General features: G+C 53.9%; 16 protein-coding genes and 1 tRNA gene. 9 read left to right on the forward strand and 8 right to left on the reverse strand.

What is annotated here, in order from left to right; translation table 11 throughout:
- Positions 1 to 139: 139 nt before the first annotated feature.
- The 8 genes from FG99_RS21435 to FG99_RS31530 all read left to right on the forward strand — a co-directional run bounded on the left by FG99_RS21435 (position 140) and on the right by FG99_RS31530 (position 8161).
- Positions 140 to 559: a pilin gene (locus tag FG99_RS21435; protein WP_043272272.1), complete on the forward strand. Its 420-nt coding sequence runs from the start codon at positions 140 to 142 to the stop codon at positions 557 to 559.
- A gap of 66 nt (positions 560 to 625) precedes the next feature.
- Positions 626 to 2584, forward strand: a complete 1959-nt coding sequence (locus tag FG99_RS21440) for a hypothetical protein (RefSeq protein ID WP_043272273.1) — start codon at positions 626 to 628, stop codon at positions 2582 to 2584.
- Entirely contained in the window at positions 2574 to 3428 is an 855-nt protein-coding gene (locus FG99_RS30860; RefSeq protein ID WP_051879110.1) for a glycosyltransferase family 2 protein, read from the forward strand. Before FG99_RS21440 ends, FG99_RS30860 begins: the two co-directional genes overlap by 11 nt.
- A 68-nt stretch (positions 3429 to 3496) precedes the next feature.
- Positions 3497 to 4783: an oligosaccharide flippase family protein gene (locus FG99_RS31510; protein ID WP_081884690.1), complete on the forward strand. Its 1287-nt coding sequence runs from the start codon at positions 3497 to 3499 to the stop codon at positions 4781 to 4783.
- Positions 4784 to 4791: 8 nt separating this feature from the next.
- On the forward strand, positions 4792 to 5538 hold the full coding sequence (locus FG99_RS31515) for a methionine biosynthesis protein MetW (RefSeq protein WP_081884691.1): 747 nt from the start codon (positions 4792 to 4794) through the stop codon (positions 5536 to 5538).
- The gene (locus tag FG99_RS31520; protein WP_081884692.1) at positions 5525 to 6502 is read left to right on the forward strand and encodes a glycosyltransferase family 2 protein; all 978 of its coding nucleotides are present in this window, start codon (positions 5525 to 5527) and stop codon (positions 6500 to 6502) included. The genes FG99_RS31515 and FG99_RS31520 overlap by 14 nt, the downstream gene beginning before the upstream one ends.
- Positions 6499 to 6891, forward strand: coding sequence for an FAD synthase family protein (locus FG99_RS31525; protein ID WP_081884693.1), 393 nt, complete (start codon positions 6499 to 6501; stop codon positions 6889 to 6891). Before FG99_RS31520 ends, FG99_RS31525 begins: the two co-directional genes overlap by 4 nt.
- Positions 6892 to 6919: 28 nt before the next feature.
- Positions 6920 to 8161 carry a CDP-glycerol glycerophosphotransferase family protein gene (locus tag FG99_RS31530; RefSeq protein ID WP_083369931.1) on the forward strand — a complete coding sequence of 414 codons (1242 nt, stop codon included), beginning with the start codon at positions 6920 to 6922 and terminating at the stop codon, positions 8159 to 8161.
- A 4-nt stretch (positions 8162 to 8165) separates the two neighbouring features.
- Here FG99_RS31530 and FG99_RS31535 read toward each other — a convergent pair whose 3' ends face one another.
- From FG99_RS31535 to FG99_RS21455, 3 genes are read right to left on the reverse strand one after another with little or no spacing between them, the layout of a single operon-like run.
- Entirely contained in the window at positions 8166 to 9248 is a 1083-nt protein-coding gene (locus FG99_RS31535) for a glycosyltransferase (RefSeq protein WP_081884695.1), read from the reverse strand.
- On the reverse strand, positions 9245 to 10426 hold the full coding sequence (locus FG99_RS21450; protein ID WP_141766055.1) for a glycosyltransferase family 4 protein: 1182 nt from the start codon (positions 10424 to 10426) through the stop codon (positions 9245 to 9247). Before FG99_RS21450 ends, FG99_RS31535 begins: the two co-directional genes overlap by 4 nt.
- Positions 10410 to 11717 (reverse strand): nucleotide sugar dehydrogenase, encoded by a 1308-nt coding sequence (locus FG99_RS21455; RefSeq protein WP_043272276.1) that lies wholly within the window; start codon positions 11715 to 11717, stop codon positions 10410 to 10412. Before FG99_RS21455 ends, FG99_RS21450 begins: the two co-directional genes overlap by 17 nt.
- Positions 11718 to 11888: 171 nt before the next feature.
- Here FG99_RS21455 and FG99_RS21460 point away from each other — a divergent pair.
- Positions 11889 to 11964: transfer RNA gene (locus tag FG99_RS21460), tRNA-Thr, on the forward strand.
- Positions 11965 to 12200: 236 nt separating this feature from the next.
- On the opposite strand, the gene FG99_RS21465 is transcribed toward FG99_RS21460, so the two are convergent.
- The 5 genes from FG99_RS21465 to FG99_RS21485 all read right to left on the reverse strand — a co-directional run bounded on the left by FG99_RS21465 (position 12201) and on the right by FG99_RS21485 (position 17057).
- Positions 12201 to 14555, reverse strand: a complete 2355-nt coding sequence (locus tag FG99_RS21465; protein ID WP_043272277.1) for a hypothetical protein — start codon at positions 14553 to 14555, stop codon at positions 12201 to 12203.
- A 9-nt stretch (positions 14556 to 14564) separates the two neighbouring features.
- Complete coding sequence (locus tag FG99_RS21470; RefSeq protein ID WP_043272278.1) at positions 14565 to 15047, reverse strand: HK97-gp10 family putative phage morphogenesis protein; 483 nt, start codon at positions 15045 to 15047, stop codon at positions 14565 to 14567.
- Positions 15048 to 15117: 70 nt separating this feature from the next.
- Positions 15118 to 15462 (reverse strand): HNH endonuclease, encoded by a 345-nt coding sequence (locus tag FG99_RS31540; RefSeq protein WP_081884696.1) that lies wholly within the window; start codon positions 15460 to 15462, stop codon positions 15118 to 15120.
- 9 nt (positions 15463 to 15471) lie between these two features.
- The gene (locus FG99_RS21480; RefSeq protein ID WP_043272279.1) at positions 15472 to 15672 is read right to left on the reverse strand and encodes a hypothetical protein; all 201 of its coding nucleotides are present in this window, start codon (positions 15670 to 15672) and stop codon (positions 15472 to 15474) included.
- A 158-nt stretch (positions 15673 to 15830) separates the two neighbouring features.
- Positions 15831 to 17057, reverse strand: coding sequence for a phage major capsid protein (locus FG99_RS21485; protein ID WP_177330915.1), 1227 nt, complete (start codon positions 17055 to 17057; stop codon positions 15831 to 15833).
- Positions 17058 to 17217: the final 160 nt, after the last annotated feature.

Consider the following 17217-nt stretch of genomic DNA (forward strand, 5'->3'; position numbering starts at 1 on the left):
AGAACATGCCCTCAGGAGGCGTCCTTTTCTTGAGTCTATGTCTGTAGGTCTTAGCCTTCGGCGCGTGTCGGTATCTGGCACGATCTGTGCTTTTTTTCTGACAGGTCGATAGACCTCTTCCCATTTCAAGGAGAGTTTCATGAAGGCTCAAAAAGGTTTTACCCTGATCGAATTAATGATCGTCGTTGCGATCATCGGTATTTTGGCTGCTATCGCCCTGCCGGCGTATCAGGACTACACCAAGCGTTCTCATGTGGCTGAAGGTCTGTCTCTGGCCGGCGGTGCCAAGGCTTCCGTGACTGAGTTTTTCTCTTCCCAAGGCAAGTTCCCGCCGTCTCAGACTTCCGCTGGTTTGGCTGCCGCTTCTGACATCAAAGGTAATGCTGTCAAGTCGGTAGGGGTGACAGCTAATACCGGCCTTATCACTATTACCTTCAACGACAAGGTTGATGATGGCAAAACTCTGCTGCTGAGCCCGACTACCAGTTCTGGCTCCATTACTTGGAAATGTAAAGGTGGCACCGTAGAGACCAAGTATCGTCCGGCTAGCTGCCGTTAATTCTTGGCTTTTGCTGTATGAACGCCCACCTCTTGGTGGGCGTTTCCATATTTTGGATTCATTACGATGCGCCTGATGTCTCGCCATCTTCCTTTGGCTATGCTTCTGCTGATTATGGGGCTGGCGGTCTTCTGCTATTCCCCAGGATTGAAAGGCGGCTTTCTCTTCGATGATTTCCCTAATCTCAGTGATCTTTCCGCCTACGGTGGAGTAGTGGACTGGGAAACCTTCAAAAGCTTCGTGTTCAATGGCTGGTCTGGTCCCAGTGGGCGTCCAGTTGCATTGGCTAGTTTTTTATTGAATGACAATGCATGGCCCAGTCAAGGGGCCTATTTTAAAACTACGAATCTTCTAATTCATTTGCTGTGCGGCTTGTTTTTGTGTTGGTCTACTTTTCTTTTGCTGCGCTTGTATGGCTATTCAAGTCGTAAGGCAGAATGGATTGCCATTCTTACTTGTGCATTCTGGCTGCTACATCCGTTCTTTGTTTCTACTACCCTTTATGTTGTTCAGCGGATGGCACAGTTGGCTGCGTTGTTCAGCCTTGTTGGTGTGGTTGGTTATTTGAAGGGGCGATTGGCGCTGCAGCAGGGGCTTGTCAAGCAAGGGTACTGGTTGATGAGTATCTCGCTCATCCTGGGGACTGTGCTGGCAACTTTGAGTAAAGAGAATGGTATACTTCTGCCGCTTCTTATAGGAGTGATTGAGTTTTGTAATCCGAGTCAAAATAGGCTTGATTGGCGCTGGCGGTTGCTTTTCATTTGGGCGCCTTCGCTTCTCGTTATGGGCGTCCTGCTGAGTTACCTGAATCTTTCGGCGGCACCATGGCCTAATCGCTCCTTTAATCAGGTTGAGCGCTTATATAGCGAATGTCGTATCGTTACCGAGTATCTAGTTAACCTGATAGCTCCGCGTATAGAGGGGCGCGGGTTGTTTCAAGATGGTTTTTCGGTGTCTAGCTCGCTATTGCATCCGCTATCAACGCTTTACTCTCTCTTGTTATTGCTCTGCTTGTTTGCTCTGGCCTTATTGGTGCGTAGACGTATTCCTGTGCTGGCCTTGGCAATTATTTTCTTCTTTTGCGCACATATAGTGGAATCGACCCTCATTGGGCTTGAGTTATATTTTGAGCATCGAAACTATCTGTCTGCACTATTCTTGTTTCTTCCGTTGGCATTGTTCATCGTTTGGTTGAAAGATAAAATCAGTGTCTCCATCTCTGTATTAATGGCTGCATCGATAATCTTATTGTTAGCCAGTATGACTTGGCAGCGCGCGGAACTGTGGGCTGATACTGATCACCTGGAAATGTACTGGGCGAACAACACTCCGGAATCCCCTAGAGCACAGAGCACAATTGCCTGGCGTTTGAATCGGCTTGGCCGAGGAGATGATGCTCTTGTATTTATTGATCAGGCTTCAAAGCGTCTACCCGATAGTGCTCTGTTGACCATCAACTGGCTACTGCTGCGAGTTGAGCAAGGAATCGCTATTGACGCAGACTTCCAGGCTGCTGCGCTCCGCCTTTCGCAACAGCCTTTTGATGCTCAGGCAGTTAGGGGAATGCGTTCACTTGCTGAAGTTATTGCTCGCGAAAGAAGTCTGGCCCGCTATCGCGAGCCCAGCGTGGAACTTTTGGAACGTATGGAAGCCAGTTCTCGTTATGGGCGCTTTGCACTTTTCCGCCGACTGACGCCATATCTGAAAGGGAAGTTGCTCCTGTCGCAAGGGAAGCGCCAGCAGGCATTGGCGAACTATTCCCTTGCTATTAGTCGCTACAATGACACCGACGCAGCCATGATGATGGTCGCAGAGGTGGCTAGTAGCGGTTATGCAATGGGCGCTTTGCAGTTGCTGGATCAAGCAGAGAAAGTCTATCGACAGCAACCAATTTTCAAGCTTAAAAGGTCTCCTCAAATATATGAGGCGGAGTTCGAGCGCGTGCGTGCTCTTATACTTGAGTCCACCCAGGTGCAGTCGCCGTACTCAGAATTTCATCCAATAGGAATTGTCGATGAAACTTAGTGTTGTTCTTCCGGCGAAGAATGAGTCGGAGGCAGTCGCTGCTGTGGTTGGTGGTGTTCGAAAGTTGTATGCTGATGCAGAGATTATCGTAGTTGACGATGGTTCTACCGACGCTACCGCTAAAGTTGCTGAAGAGGCTGGTGCTAAGGTTATCCGGCATTTATATTCGAAAGGAAATGGTGCGGCGATCAAGTCGGGGGCAAGACAGGCCAGAGGTGAGGTTATTGTTTTCATGGACGCTGATGGCCAGCATTCCCCATCGGATATTCCGAGGTTGCTAGAGGCGCTGGAAGAGGGCCATGACATGGTGGTCGGTGCGCGTCAAAGCGGTTCTCAGGCCAGTATGGGGCGGGGGTTGGCTAATGGCTTCTATAATAGCCTGGCTACCTACATGACCGGGCATCGTGTCGAGGACCTGACTTCTGGGTTTCGTGCCGTGAGGGCGAAAAAATTTAGGGAGTTCCTTTATCTCCTACCAAATGGTTTTTCCTATCCCACTACCTCGACTATGGCGTTTTTCCGGGCAGGCTATTCAGTTATTTATGTTCCCATCCATGCTGCGAAAAGGGTTGGAACTAGCCATATAAAGCCATTCAGGGATGGCGTGAGGTTTTTGCTAATAATTTTCAAGATCGGCACGCTTTATTCGCCCTTAAAGCTGTTTGCTCCCATCGCGGCTCTGATAATGGCCTTGGCGACATTTTGGTATGGATATACCTATGTTGCACATGGGCGCTTCACCAATATGAGTGCTCTTCTCTATACTGGTGGAGTAATGATATTCCTGATGGGGCTGATTTCAGAGCAAATCACAGCGCTTATGTATAAGGATTCGTCAGAGTAGGAGCGGGCTGTTTCGTGCGCCGATGAGCGGATGAGAGATCTGTCGTGCTTGGTAAGGTGTTACCTTTCATGAGCAAGGGATTACAGAGAGAAGGTGACTCATCCTCTGGGTGGGAAGCACCATTGCGTGCTGCATGGCTGGGCACATTGCTGAAGCTGCTTTCAGCTGCTACGGCGTTCTGCTCCAGTATCGTTTTTGCTCGTGCCTTGGGAGCGAGTGAATTTGGTATGTATTCCTTCGTCAATGCATGGGTGTCGTTACTTGCGATCCTGGCGGGACTTGGTTTTCCCCAGTATCTGATTCGAGAGGGCGTACGAGCCCCGCACAGTCTAGGTTGGATGCGAGTTTTTGCTGATCATCGGACTTCTCTGTGTGGTGGAGGATGCGGCCTCATACTTATTATATTCAGCACGTTCGCTCTGCCTGGATTCGATAAAAATATCTTCCTGGCTGCAGCACCGTTGCCGTTGCTCTTGGGATTGGGCAGTGTCCGTCAGGCATTGTTGCAGGCTCAAGGCTGGCTGGTACGTAGCCAATGGCCGTCCTTGCTTCTGATACCGGCAACATCCTTTCTTCTCTGCTCAGCTTTATGGTTGTTGCAAGGTATGGTGAGTGCCGCGCAGCTTATGTCGATTTCGACAATTTCTGCGGCAATGGCTTTATGTGTCAACCACTTGCAGCTTCGTCAGGCTTTATCTCCTAACGCGAAACAGGAGGTTGCCACACTGCGAGTTGGGCAGGCCTTTCCATTTATGCTGCTGGCTTGTACTTATTTTCTTTCCAGTCGAATCGACCTGATTATGCTGGGGATCAACAGCAAGCCGCAGGTGTTAGGAATATATAGTGTTTCCTCCAGAGCTGCAGAGTTGCTGGTTTTTTTGAGTATGGCTTCGGTCACAGCGGTGGCCCCAAGTTTTGCTCGGCTCTTGGCGTCGGGGAAAAAGAATGAGTTGCAATTACTAGTGACATCGTTGGGGCGACGACTAACTCTGTTGACAGTGCCGCCGGCATTGATCATGTTTATTTTTGCTTCTCAATTGGTGCCATTAATTTATGGGCACAGCTATGCCGAGGGGGCGACCATCTTACAGATATTGGTTGTTGCCCAGCTCATTGCTGTGCTTGGTGGCCCTCTAGGGACTTTGCTAAATATGTCGGGTAACGAGAAATCTCACCTGTTTGGTGTGGTGTCGGGCGTTCTATTGAATGTCCTGCTCAATACTTTATTGGCTCCGTATTACGGAGGCATTGGCGCGGCTGTCGCAACCTGCAGCAGTATTCTGTTTTCACGTATTATTCTACTGCTACAAGTTCGCCGGCGACTGGGCATACGGCCTACGGTCTTGGGGGTTTGAGGCGTCTAATGAAAATCTTCAAAAAAATACCAGTGCTCCGGGTTCTTCATAGATATTGGCGTGAGATCACCCGTCCGGCTCCATTGCAGGAGTTTGAGGACTATGACACCTACTGGCAGATGCGGGTCCGGGAGCAGCGTACCGCCAAAGAGATGGATCGGTATCGCCTGATTGCCAGCGTATTACCGGTCAATGCATCTGTTTTGGATATCGGTTGCGGTGAAGGGAGCTTTTTACGCTACTTGTCGCGCAACCGCCCGGACTGTAAGGGGAGTGGAGCGGATATTTCCATTTCTGCTCTAGAGGAGTTAACTGCTTCGGGTATTAGTGTGACTAGAATCGATCCGCAGCGGCGACTCGTAGAGCAATTAGCCGGAAGCTGGGATGTTGTTGTATTAATGGAGGTGATTGAGCATGTTGTCGATGCGGAGGATCTGGTTCGGCAGGTTATCGAACTCGGGCCGCGTAGGATTTTTATAACGATTCCCAATGCCGGTTTTCTATTGCATCGACTCAGGTTATTGTTCGGCGGTCGATTTCCTATTACTACGATAGTTTATCACATGCGCGAACATATTCGCTTTTGGACGGTAAAGGATTTCGAGCAGTGGGCGGATGTATTGGGAATGCATATTCATACTTGCCGGGCTCAGGTGGACAGACCCGACAGACTGGTACGCTGGCTCAGCAACTGGCATCCCGCACTGTTTGCGGCCCAGGTTGTTTATGAGCTAAGTCCTAATGTCCGGGGCTAACCGTTTGACTAAGGAAAATTCCCGGGGGCGGGTGTCAGTGGTGATGCCTGCTTACAATGCCGCAACTACTGTACTCGCCGCGGTTGAGTCTGTGCTGATGCAGACCTACCAAGATATCGAAATAATTATCTGTGACGACGGGTCAACCGACGATACCCGGCAGCGCCTTCAATCATTGTCCGACTCTAGAGTTCGGCTCTTATATAACGATAGAAACTGCGGGCCAGGTATTTCCAGGAATCGGGCCATAGATGTATCTAACGGGCGCTGGCTTGCATTTTTAGATGCTGATGACCAATGGATGCCGCAGCGTCTGGAAAGGTTGGTTGAGGCAGCAGGTGATGAGGTCTGTGCCATAGTCTTCGACGATATCCTTGAATGCCTCTCTACTGCTCATGGTTTGAGGCCTTGGCGGCGTATGCGTGGGCCAAAAGCCTTTGGCGCCGGGCTTGAGGTTCAAGTGCAGGATATTCCTGGCGCAGCCTGGGCTGGCTCTTCTCGGCTGTTGATAAAGCCTCTGATTTCCCGTGCAATGCTAGAGTCCTCAGGTGTGCGCCAAGGAGGCAGGCCCTATGCCGAGGACTCGGAGTTTATTTTTCGATTGCTGGCCGCAGGAGCATTTTTGCGATATGTGCCCGAGCCGTTGTATCTGTATCGTGTGCTGTCTATGTCGGCCAGTTCGGATCAGTCTCGTCACGCTCATATGCGAGAGCTTCTTGATTCGGCGCTGGGGTGGTTTGTCGATAGACCGGATATGTATATGGCCATACGGCGTCGCCTTGCGCTGGAGGTTCGCTTGGAGGCCTATTTCCTATTTCTATGGGCTTGCCAGTCCCGGAACTTCTGTTTGGCAGGACGTTTGTTCTTTCGACGGCCGGTTGCTGTTGCGTTGGAGTTCTCGCGCAGATTCATGCGGGAAGCGCCCGTTTGGGTTTCAAGATCATTATCCAAGGTAAGTAAGTGAAGAAAACAGTCATCACTTTTGGGACCTTCGATGTCTTGCATGTTGGACATCTAAATCTCCTTGAGCGCGCCGCAAAACTGGGGGAGCGCTTGATTGTCGGCGTTTCGACCGATGCTCTGAATATCTCGAAGAAAGGGCGTCATCCTGTATATGCTGAGGATGAGCGTGTCAGATTGGTTCAGGCGTTGCGCTGTGTTGATGAAGTGTTTCTCGAGCACTCCTTAGAGGAGAAGTTGGAGTACGTTCGAGAGTATCGTGCTGACATACTGGTCATGGGCGATGATTGGTTAGGGAGGTTCGATTGGCTGTTGCCTTGGTGTGAGGTTATTTATCTGCCACGCACGCCGTCGATCTCTACAACAGAAGTGATCGAACGTATACGTACTTAGCCCTGCTTCTCGTCGAGGTAATCTCTTGATGTTTCGCAAAGCGATTTTTGCAGCAGGCGCTGTATTATTGGCGCTATTATCTAGGGTTTTTGCCTATCCACTCACATTAGTGGTACCTCGTGATGCATTCAGTGTCCTCGTTTTAGGGCGTGAGCACGGAAAATTCTTGGACAATGCCAAGCATTGTTTCTGTTACTTGCAGGATAATGCGGCGGGATGGCGTTGTGCGTTTCTGACTGAATCAAACGCCACCGCATCCATGCTACAAAGGCAGGGTATTGATGTATTGCGCTATCCGAGTTGGCCAGCATTTATTAGATTGCTCCGTACCGGCATTTTGGTGGTCGACTCCATGGACTATGGAGAACATGGACGGATAGGGTTGATTCGTGGTGCTCGCGTCATCCAATTGTGGCATGGCGCACCACTGAAGGAGATTGAGCTGGATCTTCATCATCGTCGTTTGGCTCGGCTATCGCCGCTGAAACGATGGCTGGTGATCGTATACAAAAGCGTCTTGGGACGGTATCGAAGGACCGATCTGTTGGTCTCCACGTCCGAATATTTTACCGAGCAGGCATTCCGTCGGAGCTTTCACGCGAAGAGCATTCTAGCTCTGGGTTACCCAAGGAACGATGCCATGCTCGACCCCCAAAGACAGTCTGGTGGTTTGGTAAATTGCAATGTGGATGTCGTAGCGCGACAGCGAATTCATGCACACCGCGAGTCGGGTGGCAAGGTCATAGCCTATATGCCGACTTTTCGTAAAAACAAAATCTCTCCCTTTGAAACTGGCCACATGGACTTGCAGCGACTATCCATTTTTTGCGAGCGTGTTGGTGTCTTGTTCGTACTAAAGCTACATCCGCTCATGCATGGGCGTTATAGGATGGAAAACTCTCCCTTCTTGGTAAATATCGATCCTGATTCGGATATTTATCCTCTCTTGGCTAGTGTCGATATTCTGATAACTGACTATTCATCGATCTACTTCGATTTTCTTCTACTTAATCGCCCTGTTGTTTTCTATCCATATGATTTGGATGAGTATCTGCGAGACGACAGGTCTCTTCTCTTCTCTTATCCGGAAATGACTCCGGGAGCTCATGCACATACGTTTGATGATTTGCTTGCTTGTCTGGAGGAGCAGGTTGTCGGCGTCGATGAGTATGTGGAAAAACGGGAACGGGTCTTACGCCTCACTTTTGACCATCGTGATGCTGCTGCATCAGTTCGTCTGCTTAAGCACTTAGGTTCGATGTCGTTATGAGGTATCAGCGTATAGGCAGCTCTCGAAGGACCCTCTTGGCAATGTGTTGCCAGTTCATTTCCAGCGGCGAGCTAGCCAATATCGGCGTCATAAGCTGTTGGGCTATGCTCGTGGCTAGACTAGTAGGGTCATTTGGAGTTGCTAGTACATTTTCGAGTTGCAGGGCTTGTGTCGGAAAGTTTTTCGTAAAGTTTGGTGTTCGGGTTGCTGCGATAGGAATCTGAACAGCTAGATATTCAGCAATCTTACAGGATGAGGCCATGTCCAAGAAACTGGAGTTTCTATAGGGTAGAGAGAGTACATTACAGCAGTTGAGTGCTATAGCTACTTTTTCATGAGGAATGTTGCCTAGATAGTCAATCCAGCTGGCGCTTATATTTAAGTTGGCAGGTTTTTCTCCTGCTAGGAGTAAGCGAATTTCAAGGCCGTTTGAGCGGAGATAATGGATTGCAGTGAGTAAGTCAGTTAGACCTCGATCTGGCTCCATACTTCCGAAGTAGCCTACATATAATGATTGCGTGTTGAGTTTCAAGGCTCTTCGACAATAAGCGCGGCATCTTGGATGGAATATTCCAGAATCGATACCGTTCGGGGCTATGCTGAATGTGGCTTTTGGGCTTTGATGTGGAGTGGTCTCGACGGCCAACGCTGTGCTAGCAAAGAGTAGATGGTCTGAATTCTTAACTAGAAATTTGAATGGATCGATACCTATAAGCTTGTGGTATCCAGAAAAGGTGGTGTACTTGTCGTAAATATCGAAAGTAAATCCTGCACCGCTCAGGCGAGCAATAATGTACCCCAGAAGTCCGATATAGCAGTCGCCGCTGGCAACTACATTTCGTGGTCTACGTTGCAGGCTGCTGAGTAGGTGCTTCAGGCTATGCAAGCTGAAGACCGGGAATGAATGAATTTTCAGGCTCTGGTGATGCTCGCTGATCCGTTCCTTGGTGTGATAGTCGATCAGCCAGAGATTAACTTCCATGCCAGCTTCTGCCCAGAACCGCGGAAGCTGGTAAATTCTACCGAATTGGTCCTTCAGAGCATCTCTGTTGGTATAAAAGCGCTTGCCGATGAAGAGTGTGCTCATGATCGGCGCGAGGGAGTGGATAACTCAAGTTGATCGAGCACATTTCTGCCAAATTTCTCCCAGGCGAAGGTTGCACTATGACGCAAGCAGGCGGCACGCATACTGCCAGGTGACTTTATTACGCGAAGAGCCAACCGGGCCAGGCATTCATAGTCCTCGGGTGGGGCCAGGTAACCCGACTCTCCCTCAGCGACAGCATCTGTAATGCCTCCCGTGGCGAATGCTACAGTGGGTACACCGTTGGCTGCCGCTTCGATCGCTACCATACCGAACCCTTCCGTATCATTGGGAATATGACGAACAGGAAAAATGTGCGCGATCGCTGATTGGTATGCAGTGAGCAACTCGTCCATATCAGTGATCTGCCCGATTAGCCGAACATGGTTGGCAACACCTGCAGTTCGTGCTGCTTCTTCAATGCTTTCGGCCGTCTGGATATGAGCGTGAAGAGCATCACTTGGGACTGAGCCTACTATCAATAGGAGTACATCCGGGCGCTCGGCGACGATACGAGGAAGTGCCAACTGTACAAATTCGCGCAATCCCTTTCGAGTGCTAAGTCGGCCGACTGAGATGAGCACATTTCTCCCCTCGAGATTGTACTTTGCCCTGAAGTTTTTCAGTTTATCGTTAGAGCTTGGGGGCGCAGGCACCGTTACACCGGGATGTACTAAGCCGATACGGTGTTGGCTGATTCCTGCTAAACGAGCAAACTCCGCAGTAGAGTGGCTATTCGCGATTATGCGGTCCATCCGTCGAAGTGCAGGAAGCCACAATGCTCTGTAGATTGGGTTTTGGATTGTGACGTCCAATCCATGTACATACGCCACTGCCTTTGCGCCACAGGTTCGGGCGGCTAGTAGGGCAATCGGAGCCGTAAGGCCACTGCCAGCCATGATGATATGGGGACGCCATCGCCGAGCAGTGGATAGCGCTTGCCTGAATGCAGTTAGGAGGAAGCGCCAGAGCGGTCGTAGTGGCACTGGGTTGAAGATGGTATTGCTTGGCGCCAATACGGCCGCGTCATGTGGGCCGATGGTCACAACCTGCTCAGTCTTGGCTAGCTCTTGGATAAGATGCCAATTCAGGCGCTCCATACCGCCCACTAAAGGAGGGAGATTGCGGGTGATTAGGAGAATCTTCCAACCTCTACGCATTTGCTCAGGCACTGATGACATTGGCCGCCCCGGTTAGACGTCCACGGGTATCGACTAACAAGGGTGAGTGCTTCTGCAGCAGTTCGTAGTCGAAGGTATCGTGATCGGTTGTTAGTACCATGCAATCGAAGCCTCGCAAGCTTTGTTGCGTTAGCTCCACTGATTCGAGGTCAAATGAGTAGTCCCGTTTGCGTGGAAACTTGGGCACGTGAGGATCTGAGTACTCCACATGTGCTCCTTTGCTCTCCAGTAAAGACATGATTTCCACGGCGGGAGACTCACGCGTATCGTCAATATTCTTTTTATATGCTAGGCCTAGCACCAGAATGCGGCTGCCCTTGATAGCTCGGCCACGGTCGTTGAGAGCGTCTGCAACCTTCTGGACGACCCAATGCGGCATGTAATGATTGATTTCGCCGGCCAGCTCGATGAAGCGGGTGTTGATGCCGTATTCCTTTGCTTTCCAGGTCAAGTAGAACGGATCAATGGGGATGCAGTGACCGCCGAGACCGGGGCCGGGTGTATAGGGAACGAAGCCGAAGGGTTTGGTCGCCGCTGCGCGGATCACCTCATGGATGTCGATTTTCATCTTGTCGCAGACGATCTTCATCTCATTGACCAAGCCGATGTTCACTGCTCGGTGGATATTCTCGAGCAGCTTGGTCATTTCCGCCACTCGTGGGCTGCTGACAGGCACTAGCGTCCTGATGGCATAAGCATAGGCCGCCTGCCCCAGCTCAAGGCAGAGAGGGGTTTGCCCCCCAATTACCTTGGGAATGTCACGGGTGCCGTAGGTGGGGTTACCTGGGTCTTCCCGTTCCGGAGAAAAGACCAGCGCGCAGTCTACTCCGGGTTCGAAACTGCGTTCGCGAAGGCGGGGGAGGAGGACTTCCTCGGTGGTGCCGGGCCAGGTCGTGCTTTCCAGGCTGAGCAGTTGGCCTGCGCGGAAGTGCGGCAGGATGGCTTCTACTGTGTTCACCACGAAGCTCAGGTCCGGCTCATGGTGACGATCGAGGGGGGTTGGAACACAAATTATCAGTACGTCGGCCTCTATGCTGCGAGAGAAGTCGTCCGTTGCCTCGAAGCCGGTTTGTAGGGCTTGGGTAATCTGATCGGCTCCCAGTCGCTCAATGTAGCTCTGACCTGCATTGAGCTTGTGGACCTTTTCCGCATCAACGTCGAAACCTATGACCCGTACACCAACCTCGGCAAACCGGAGCGCCAACGGCAGGCCAACGTAACCAAGTCCATAGATACCGACAGCAAAGTCGCCGTTAGCGATTTTCTGACGGAGCAGGCCTAGCGCATTCATATCCGAATTCCTAAGGGGATCGACGCACTATTCTGTCGGACTTTGTCCTGTGGAGGAAACGTGGCGTGGCCGCGCGCGGAAAACTGTGATGGTGCTCTCGCCAGTGCCGGTTCACTGATAAATTCAGAGCAATTGATTTGGCTTTTTTAGAGTGCTAGCTTACGCCGCGCCGCCGGTGTAGCTCAGTCGGTAGAGCAGCTCATTCGTAATGAGAAGGTCGGGGGTTCGATTCCTCTTACCGGCACCAGTAAAACCGGGCCTTTCAGCCATTCAGTACCTTGCACCTTCAGACGCTGTGGGTGCAGGGTGGGTGCAAAAGGCCTAAAAAAGCCCCGCTCTGATTCGTTCAGGCGGGGCTTTTTCTTTCCAGTGACCGCCTCAGCTATACCTCCCGGCCGCATCGACTGCGGAGCAGCGGACTGACCGGCGAGAAGTCATAACCCTCTCGCAAGGCGCAGGGAAGGTCTGCGGGATACTCGATCACTATCCACCTCTCCGCTTCAGTGAATATGGGGCTTCAACTGCCTTTGGATACTTTCCAGTTCCAGACGCCATCTTCCCAGCAAAATCATCCTCGACTCTATCAAGAATGATCTTCATGGTGTTGCCATCTATCTCTTGACGGGCACGCATCGGCTCGCCGTTATTGATTACCTGGATGTTTGAATAGCCGGATGTTCCAGCCTGAACTCGATCAAGCGTCTTATCGAGTTTGGCGCTGGTAGATGCGGTGGTTACTCGCTCTCCCTTCTGCAGGAGCCAGGTGCCGGTTTCAGGTACTGCGTCAATGCCGTCGTGGGCCATGCCGATAGCGGCGATGTTCCCGACTATGCTGGCTGTCTCTGCCGCTACCGTGGCCATCGCTGCCAGGTTCAGCGGGAAAGGATTCGCGGCAGCCAGGGCGATACCCTCCTGAATGGCGACGGCAGCTCGGGCAATGGCGATGCCCTTCTCTACGGCGAACATTGCCTTGTAGATCCCTGAGGATTCGCCAGCATAGGACTTGGCCATTTCTGCCAGGCTGCCGAAGGTACTCTCCGCAGCTGATATCTGGACGAGTTGGCGGTTCCTTTCGATGTTCGCCAATGCGTCTTCGTGCTGGCGCTTCAGATCAAGCTCCTTGGCATCCCACTCGGCATTGAGGTCGGCGCGCGCTTCACGATTTTTATCCAGCATTTCGAGCTGTTGTTCGTACCATTTCTCCAGCTCTTCCTGTGCCTTGTCCACCTTCATCAGTTCCCCGGCCGGACCGGCAACCGAGGCATCCACGCCGCCGAAATCGGGGGCTTTCGTGAAGGCCGCATTTACTGCCCGAGCTGCTTGAGTGTGTCGCTCGGAATCGCTGAGGTCGGGCATCGCGTCGATGATCTTCAGCCGCTCCTTGAGCTGGTCATTGAGCTTCTCCTCCTCGGTGCGCAGATCGGCGACCAGGCTCTTGTAATCCTCCTGTTCCTTGGCGTGCTTCTCGAAGGCGGCGACGGTATCCAGATAGGCCTTGGCCTGGCTGATCTGGGCCTCGGTCGCGCCATCCAGGGCTAGCTTGTAGATCGTCTGCTGGTCGGCCGTCATGCCCAGCGTTGCGGCCTGGAGCTTCAGCGCCTCGATCTGGGAATTGATGGCGTCCGCTGCTTGCTTTGCTGCCAGGGCCTGATTGGCGGCGTTCTGGTCGAACACGATGCCGGCGTTGGTGCCATTCTTCTGCAGCAGTTCCATCAGCTCGGCAATCTCCTTGACCTTGTTACTCGGCTGATTGGAGATCGGTGTGTTGAAGCTGGTGATCAGGTCGGCATAACCGTTGGCCAGACCGTCGAACTTCACCCCGGCATCGGTCAGAACCTTCTCGATCTCGTCGAAGTTCTGCCACGTCCGATAGAAGCGCGCCGGCGGCACGAACTTCTCCCAGTAGGACGAGCCTTTCATCGAGGCGTCATCCAGGTCGGAGAGTGTTTTCAGGCCGGTGTAAAGCATGTGAACGCCAGCCACGGCGCCGACCGCTCCCTTGGCCAAGGTGGTGAAGCTCGCGGCCAGGTCATCCGAGACGGAGCGGCTCAGCGTGCCGTTGATGGCGGTGTCGCTCAGCTTGCCAGCGAAGTTGGAGAGGACCGGCAACAGGGCCTTCTCGATCTGATTCTTCATGCCGGCCGAGCTCTTCTCGATGAGCCAGATGGCGGCATTCAGTTCGTTGGCCGACTTGATCGTGTCGTTGTCGAGAACGGCGCCAGCAGCAGAGGCGGTATCGGCCAGAGTCTTGAAGCCGGCAGCGTTGTTCTTCAGCAGGGGCAGGAGCGCAGTGGCGTCACTCGCAATTGCCTCTAGGTAGAAGGTCATATCCTGCTGACTGGCGCCAGCCTTCTCCAGGCTGGACACATACAGGCCCAGGGCCTGGGGGCCAGAGAGCTTGCGGAACTCATCGGCGGTAACGCCAACCTTGGGCGCCACATTGTCGAAGAAGTCCTTCAGCGCGCCGCCCTTGGTATTCAGGAAGTCGCCGACCTTATCGTTCACATCCTTGAAGATGTCGGCGAGCTTGTCCTGCTCGACGCCCATCGTCTCGGCGGCCAGGGCATACTTCTGGAATTCCGTCGTACTGGCGTTGGCTACCTGGGAGAGCCGCGTTATCTCGGCCGCGGATTTGACGGTGCTCAGCGTCAGCGCGGTAAGGCTGCCTGCCGCGGCAACGGTGAAGCCGCCGATTGCCTTGCCGGCCGCCTCGGCGTTCTTCCTGATGTTCTGCATGCGCTGCTGGGCGTCACGCTCCGCCTTGCTCAGGGGGCCGGTGAAGCCGCCAGTCTTGGCAATGAGGTCCAGCGTGAGTTGTCCGAGGGATCGGCTGGCCATTGGGGCCTCCTATTGGGCGAGCTTGTCGATGGCCTTGTTCAGCTCGACAGCCATGGTTTCGGTGACGTTCTCGGTGTTCTCTTCAAGGGCCGGGCGCATGAAGGGCTGGGCGGCCTGATGCTCGGTGCCGAACTCCATGAACCGCCAGTACCAGGTGTCGCCACCCGGGTTTTCCTTCAGGTTCTTCTTGCCGATCAGGCCACCCGCCTTGGCATTCTGAGCGCCGCCCAGGACACCCACCCGCATGACCACACCGCCCACGGCCTTGCTGCGCCGGCTGGACTCCTGGACGACGATGTTCTTGGCGATGTTCTCGGCGGTCTTGGGGTTGTCGGTGGGTTTGACGCGAGCCTTGGCGTCATCCTTGACGATGTTCATGGCCTTGCGCGCTGCGCGCCGAAGGTAGGTGCGCTCCAGCTTTGGCCCCAGCTCGCGGAGCTTTTTCATGATCTCGTCGAGGCCTTTGAGATTCACTTCGAATGCGTCGGCCATAGGGCCTCCTGAACCTGAATTCTGTGGAAATGAAAGCTCTTAGGGGCGGGCGGTCTGGAAGCCAGAGTCCTCAAACTTTCACCCCGCCCTCCCGTTGTTTGTTGCCGAAGCCGCCGTCTTCGCTCGCCGTTTTGGCCGAGTGACAGGGCTTGCAGAGGCCTTGCCAATTCGACTCGCTCCAGAACAGCAACTGGTCGCCCTTGTGTGGCCTGATATGGTCAACCTCGGTGGCCAGCTTGATCTTTCCATGGCGCTCGCACTCAGCGCACAGTGGATTGCGTGCGAGGAAGGCAGCGCGAGCCTTCTGCCATTTGTAGCCATAGCCACGTTGAGCAGCAGTGCCACGTGCAGAGCGAGGCTTGTGCTTCTGGACCGTGCTGCTGCTGGCGCTGTGCGAGCGAGGAAGGTCAGGCATGGCAGGCACTCAGTAGTTCGGATTGACAATCGGCGGATTGGCGCGCAGGTGTTCCAGCGCGTCGGCGTGGCTCATACCGCGGGACAGCAAGTCATCGATCTCACGACGCAGGCGATCACGCTGGCTTACTTCATGGAGCAGGGCGCGAGCGTGGGCGATGGTGTTGAGTGCGCGCTGTACGTGCTTGGGCAGTTCGTTGGTGGTGGTCATTGGTTCTCTCCCGAGTATTGGTAAAAGGCCCGCCTGGCGCGGGCCTAGTGCCTGATCACTGCGATCCTCCTTACAGCTCAGGCTGCGGCGGTTTTCTTGACCGTGGCACTCACCGCTAATCCACGCCGAGCCCGTCGCGAGACAGGCCCGGCCTGCTATCAGCTGCTGGTGGCGTCTTCCAGGTCCACCAGGTAGATGGCTTGGCCATCGAGGACTTCCAGGCCGGCACGCAGTTCACCCAGGATCAGCACCAGATTGCGGGTGAAGTAGTCCTTGTGGCTGTTGCTCACCATCACGCTGGCGGCTTCACGGTCCAGGACGGTGATGTACGCTGTGTCGAGTACCAGCACCTGACCCTGCGGGATCTTGCTGCTAGTCACGACAGGGCTGTTCCACAGCGTCATGCCGGCCGGGGAGAGCGGGCTGCCGAACTGGTAGTTGCCGTCGGCGTCCTTGGTGATACCCAGCTTCAGCCAATCCCACACGTTCATCACGATGACATTCGGGTTGTAGCCGTTGGCGCGCATTGCGGTGACGGTCTCGCCGATGCGGTCGGCGGGCGTGGTGGTAAGCGACGGAACCATCACTGTGGCCAGGTGCAGAAGGCCCTCGATGTCGTCGCCACCCTGGCCGTTCAGGATGTGGTCCTCCAGCTTGCTCATCACCTTGGAGCGGATCACCAAGTCGATTTGGCTCTGCAGGGCGCCGTTGTCAGACAGAACCTGCTTGGACGCGGTGGTATGACCGGCCACGGTGATGACGTCGGCACGGACCAAGGTGCCCTCGAAGTCCAGTTCAGCTTTCTCGTCGCCTTCCTTGACCTGCTGGGCAGCATCGCCGGTTACGTTCAGGCGGACGTGCTCAACGGCATCGCTGGTGGTCGGGCGGGACGGCAGCACCTGGATCAGGCTCAGAGGTGGCAGTGCCGGGCCGACGATGCCGGAGCGTTCCGGGTTGCTCGGCATGGTGCTGCTGTTCGAATCGCCGCGGCCTTCGGTGACGATGGCGCGGATGCTGGCGCTGAGCTTGGTACGAGCGGTGCCGTGGTTCCATTCCTTCAGCGCGGCGAAGGCGGTGGACTCACCCAGGGAGCGGACGACCTCGCCGGACACGTCGCGCAGGGTGCCGTGCTGACGCTGTTGGCCGTCACCACCAGCCAGGAAGGACTGTTCCAGGGCCAGCAGTCGGGAATTCACTTCAGCGCCGTGCTGCTTGATGGCTTGGTTGCTTTCGGTGAAGACCTTGATGGTTTCGCTCAGGTCATTCCCCAGGGCGCTGACCTCTTCGCTAATGGCCGCCAGAACACGGGGATCGGCAGCGCCGCCAGCATTCAGATGGGCACGCAGTCGGCTGGTTCGAGCAGCAACGGTCTCATGGATGGGCATATCAGGGACTCCAGTCAGATAGGGAGATGGGCTTTCACCCGTCCCGCCAGCGCCAAGCATGACGGAGCCCCAGCGCCAAGCATGAGGCCATGGCAACCAATCTACGCGCGCGCCAATCCCCTGATCTACTGGTGATTTTTGGTGTTTGTCCCGTTCTGTC

This window comes from Pseudomonas sp. AAC, from assembly GCF_000725445.1.
GTDB classification, from domain to species: Bacteria; Pseudomonadota; Gammaproteobacteria; order Pseudomonadales; family Pseudomonadaceae; genus Pseudomonas; species Pseudomonas citronellolis.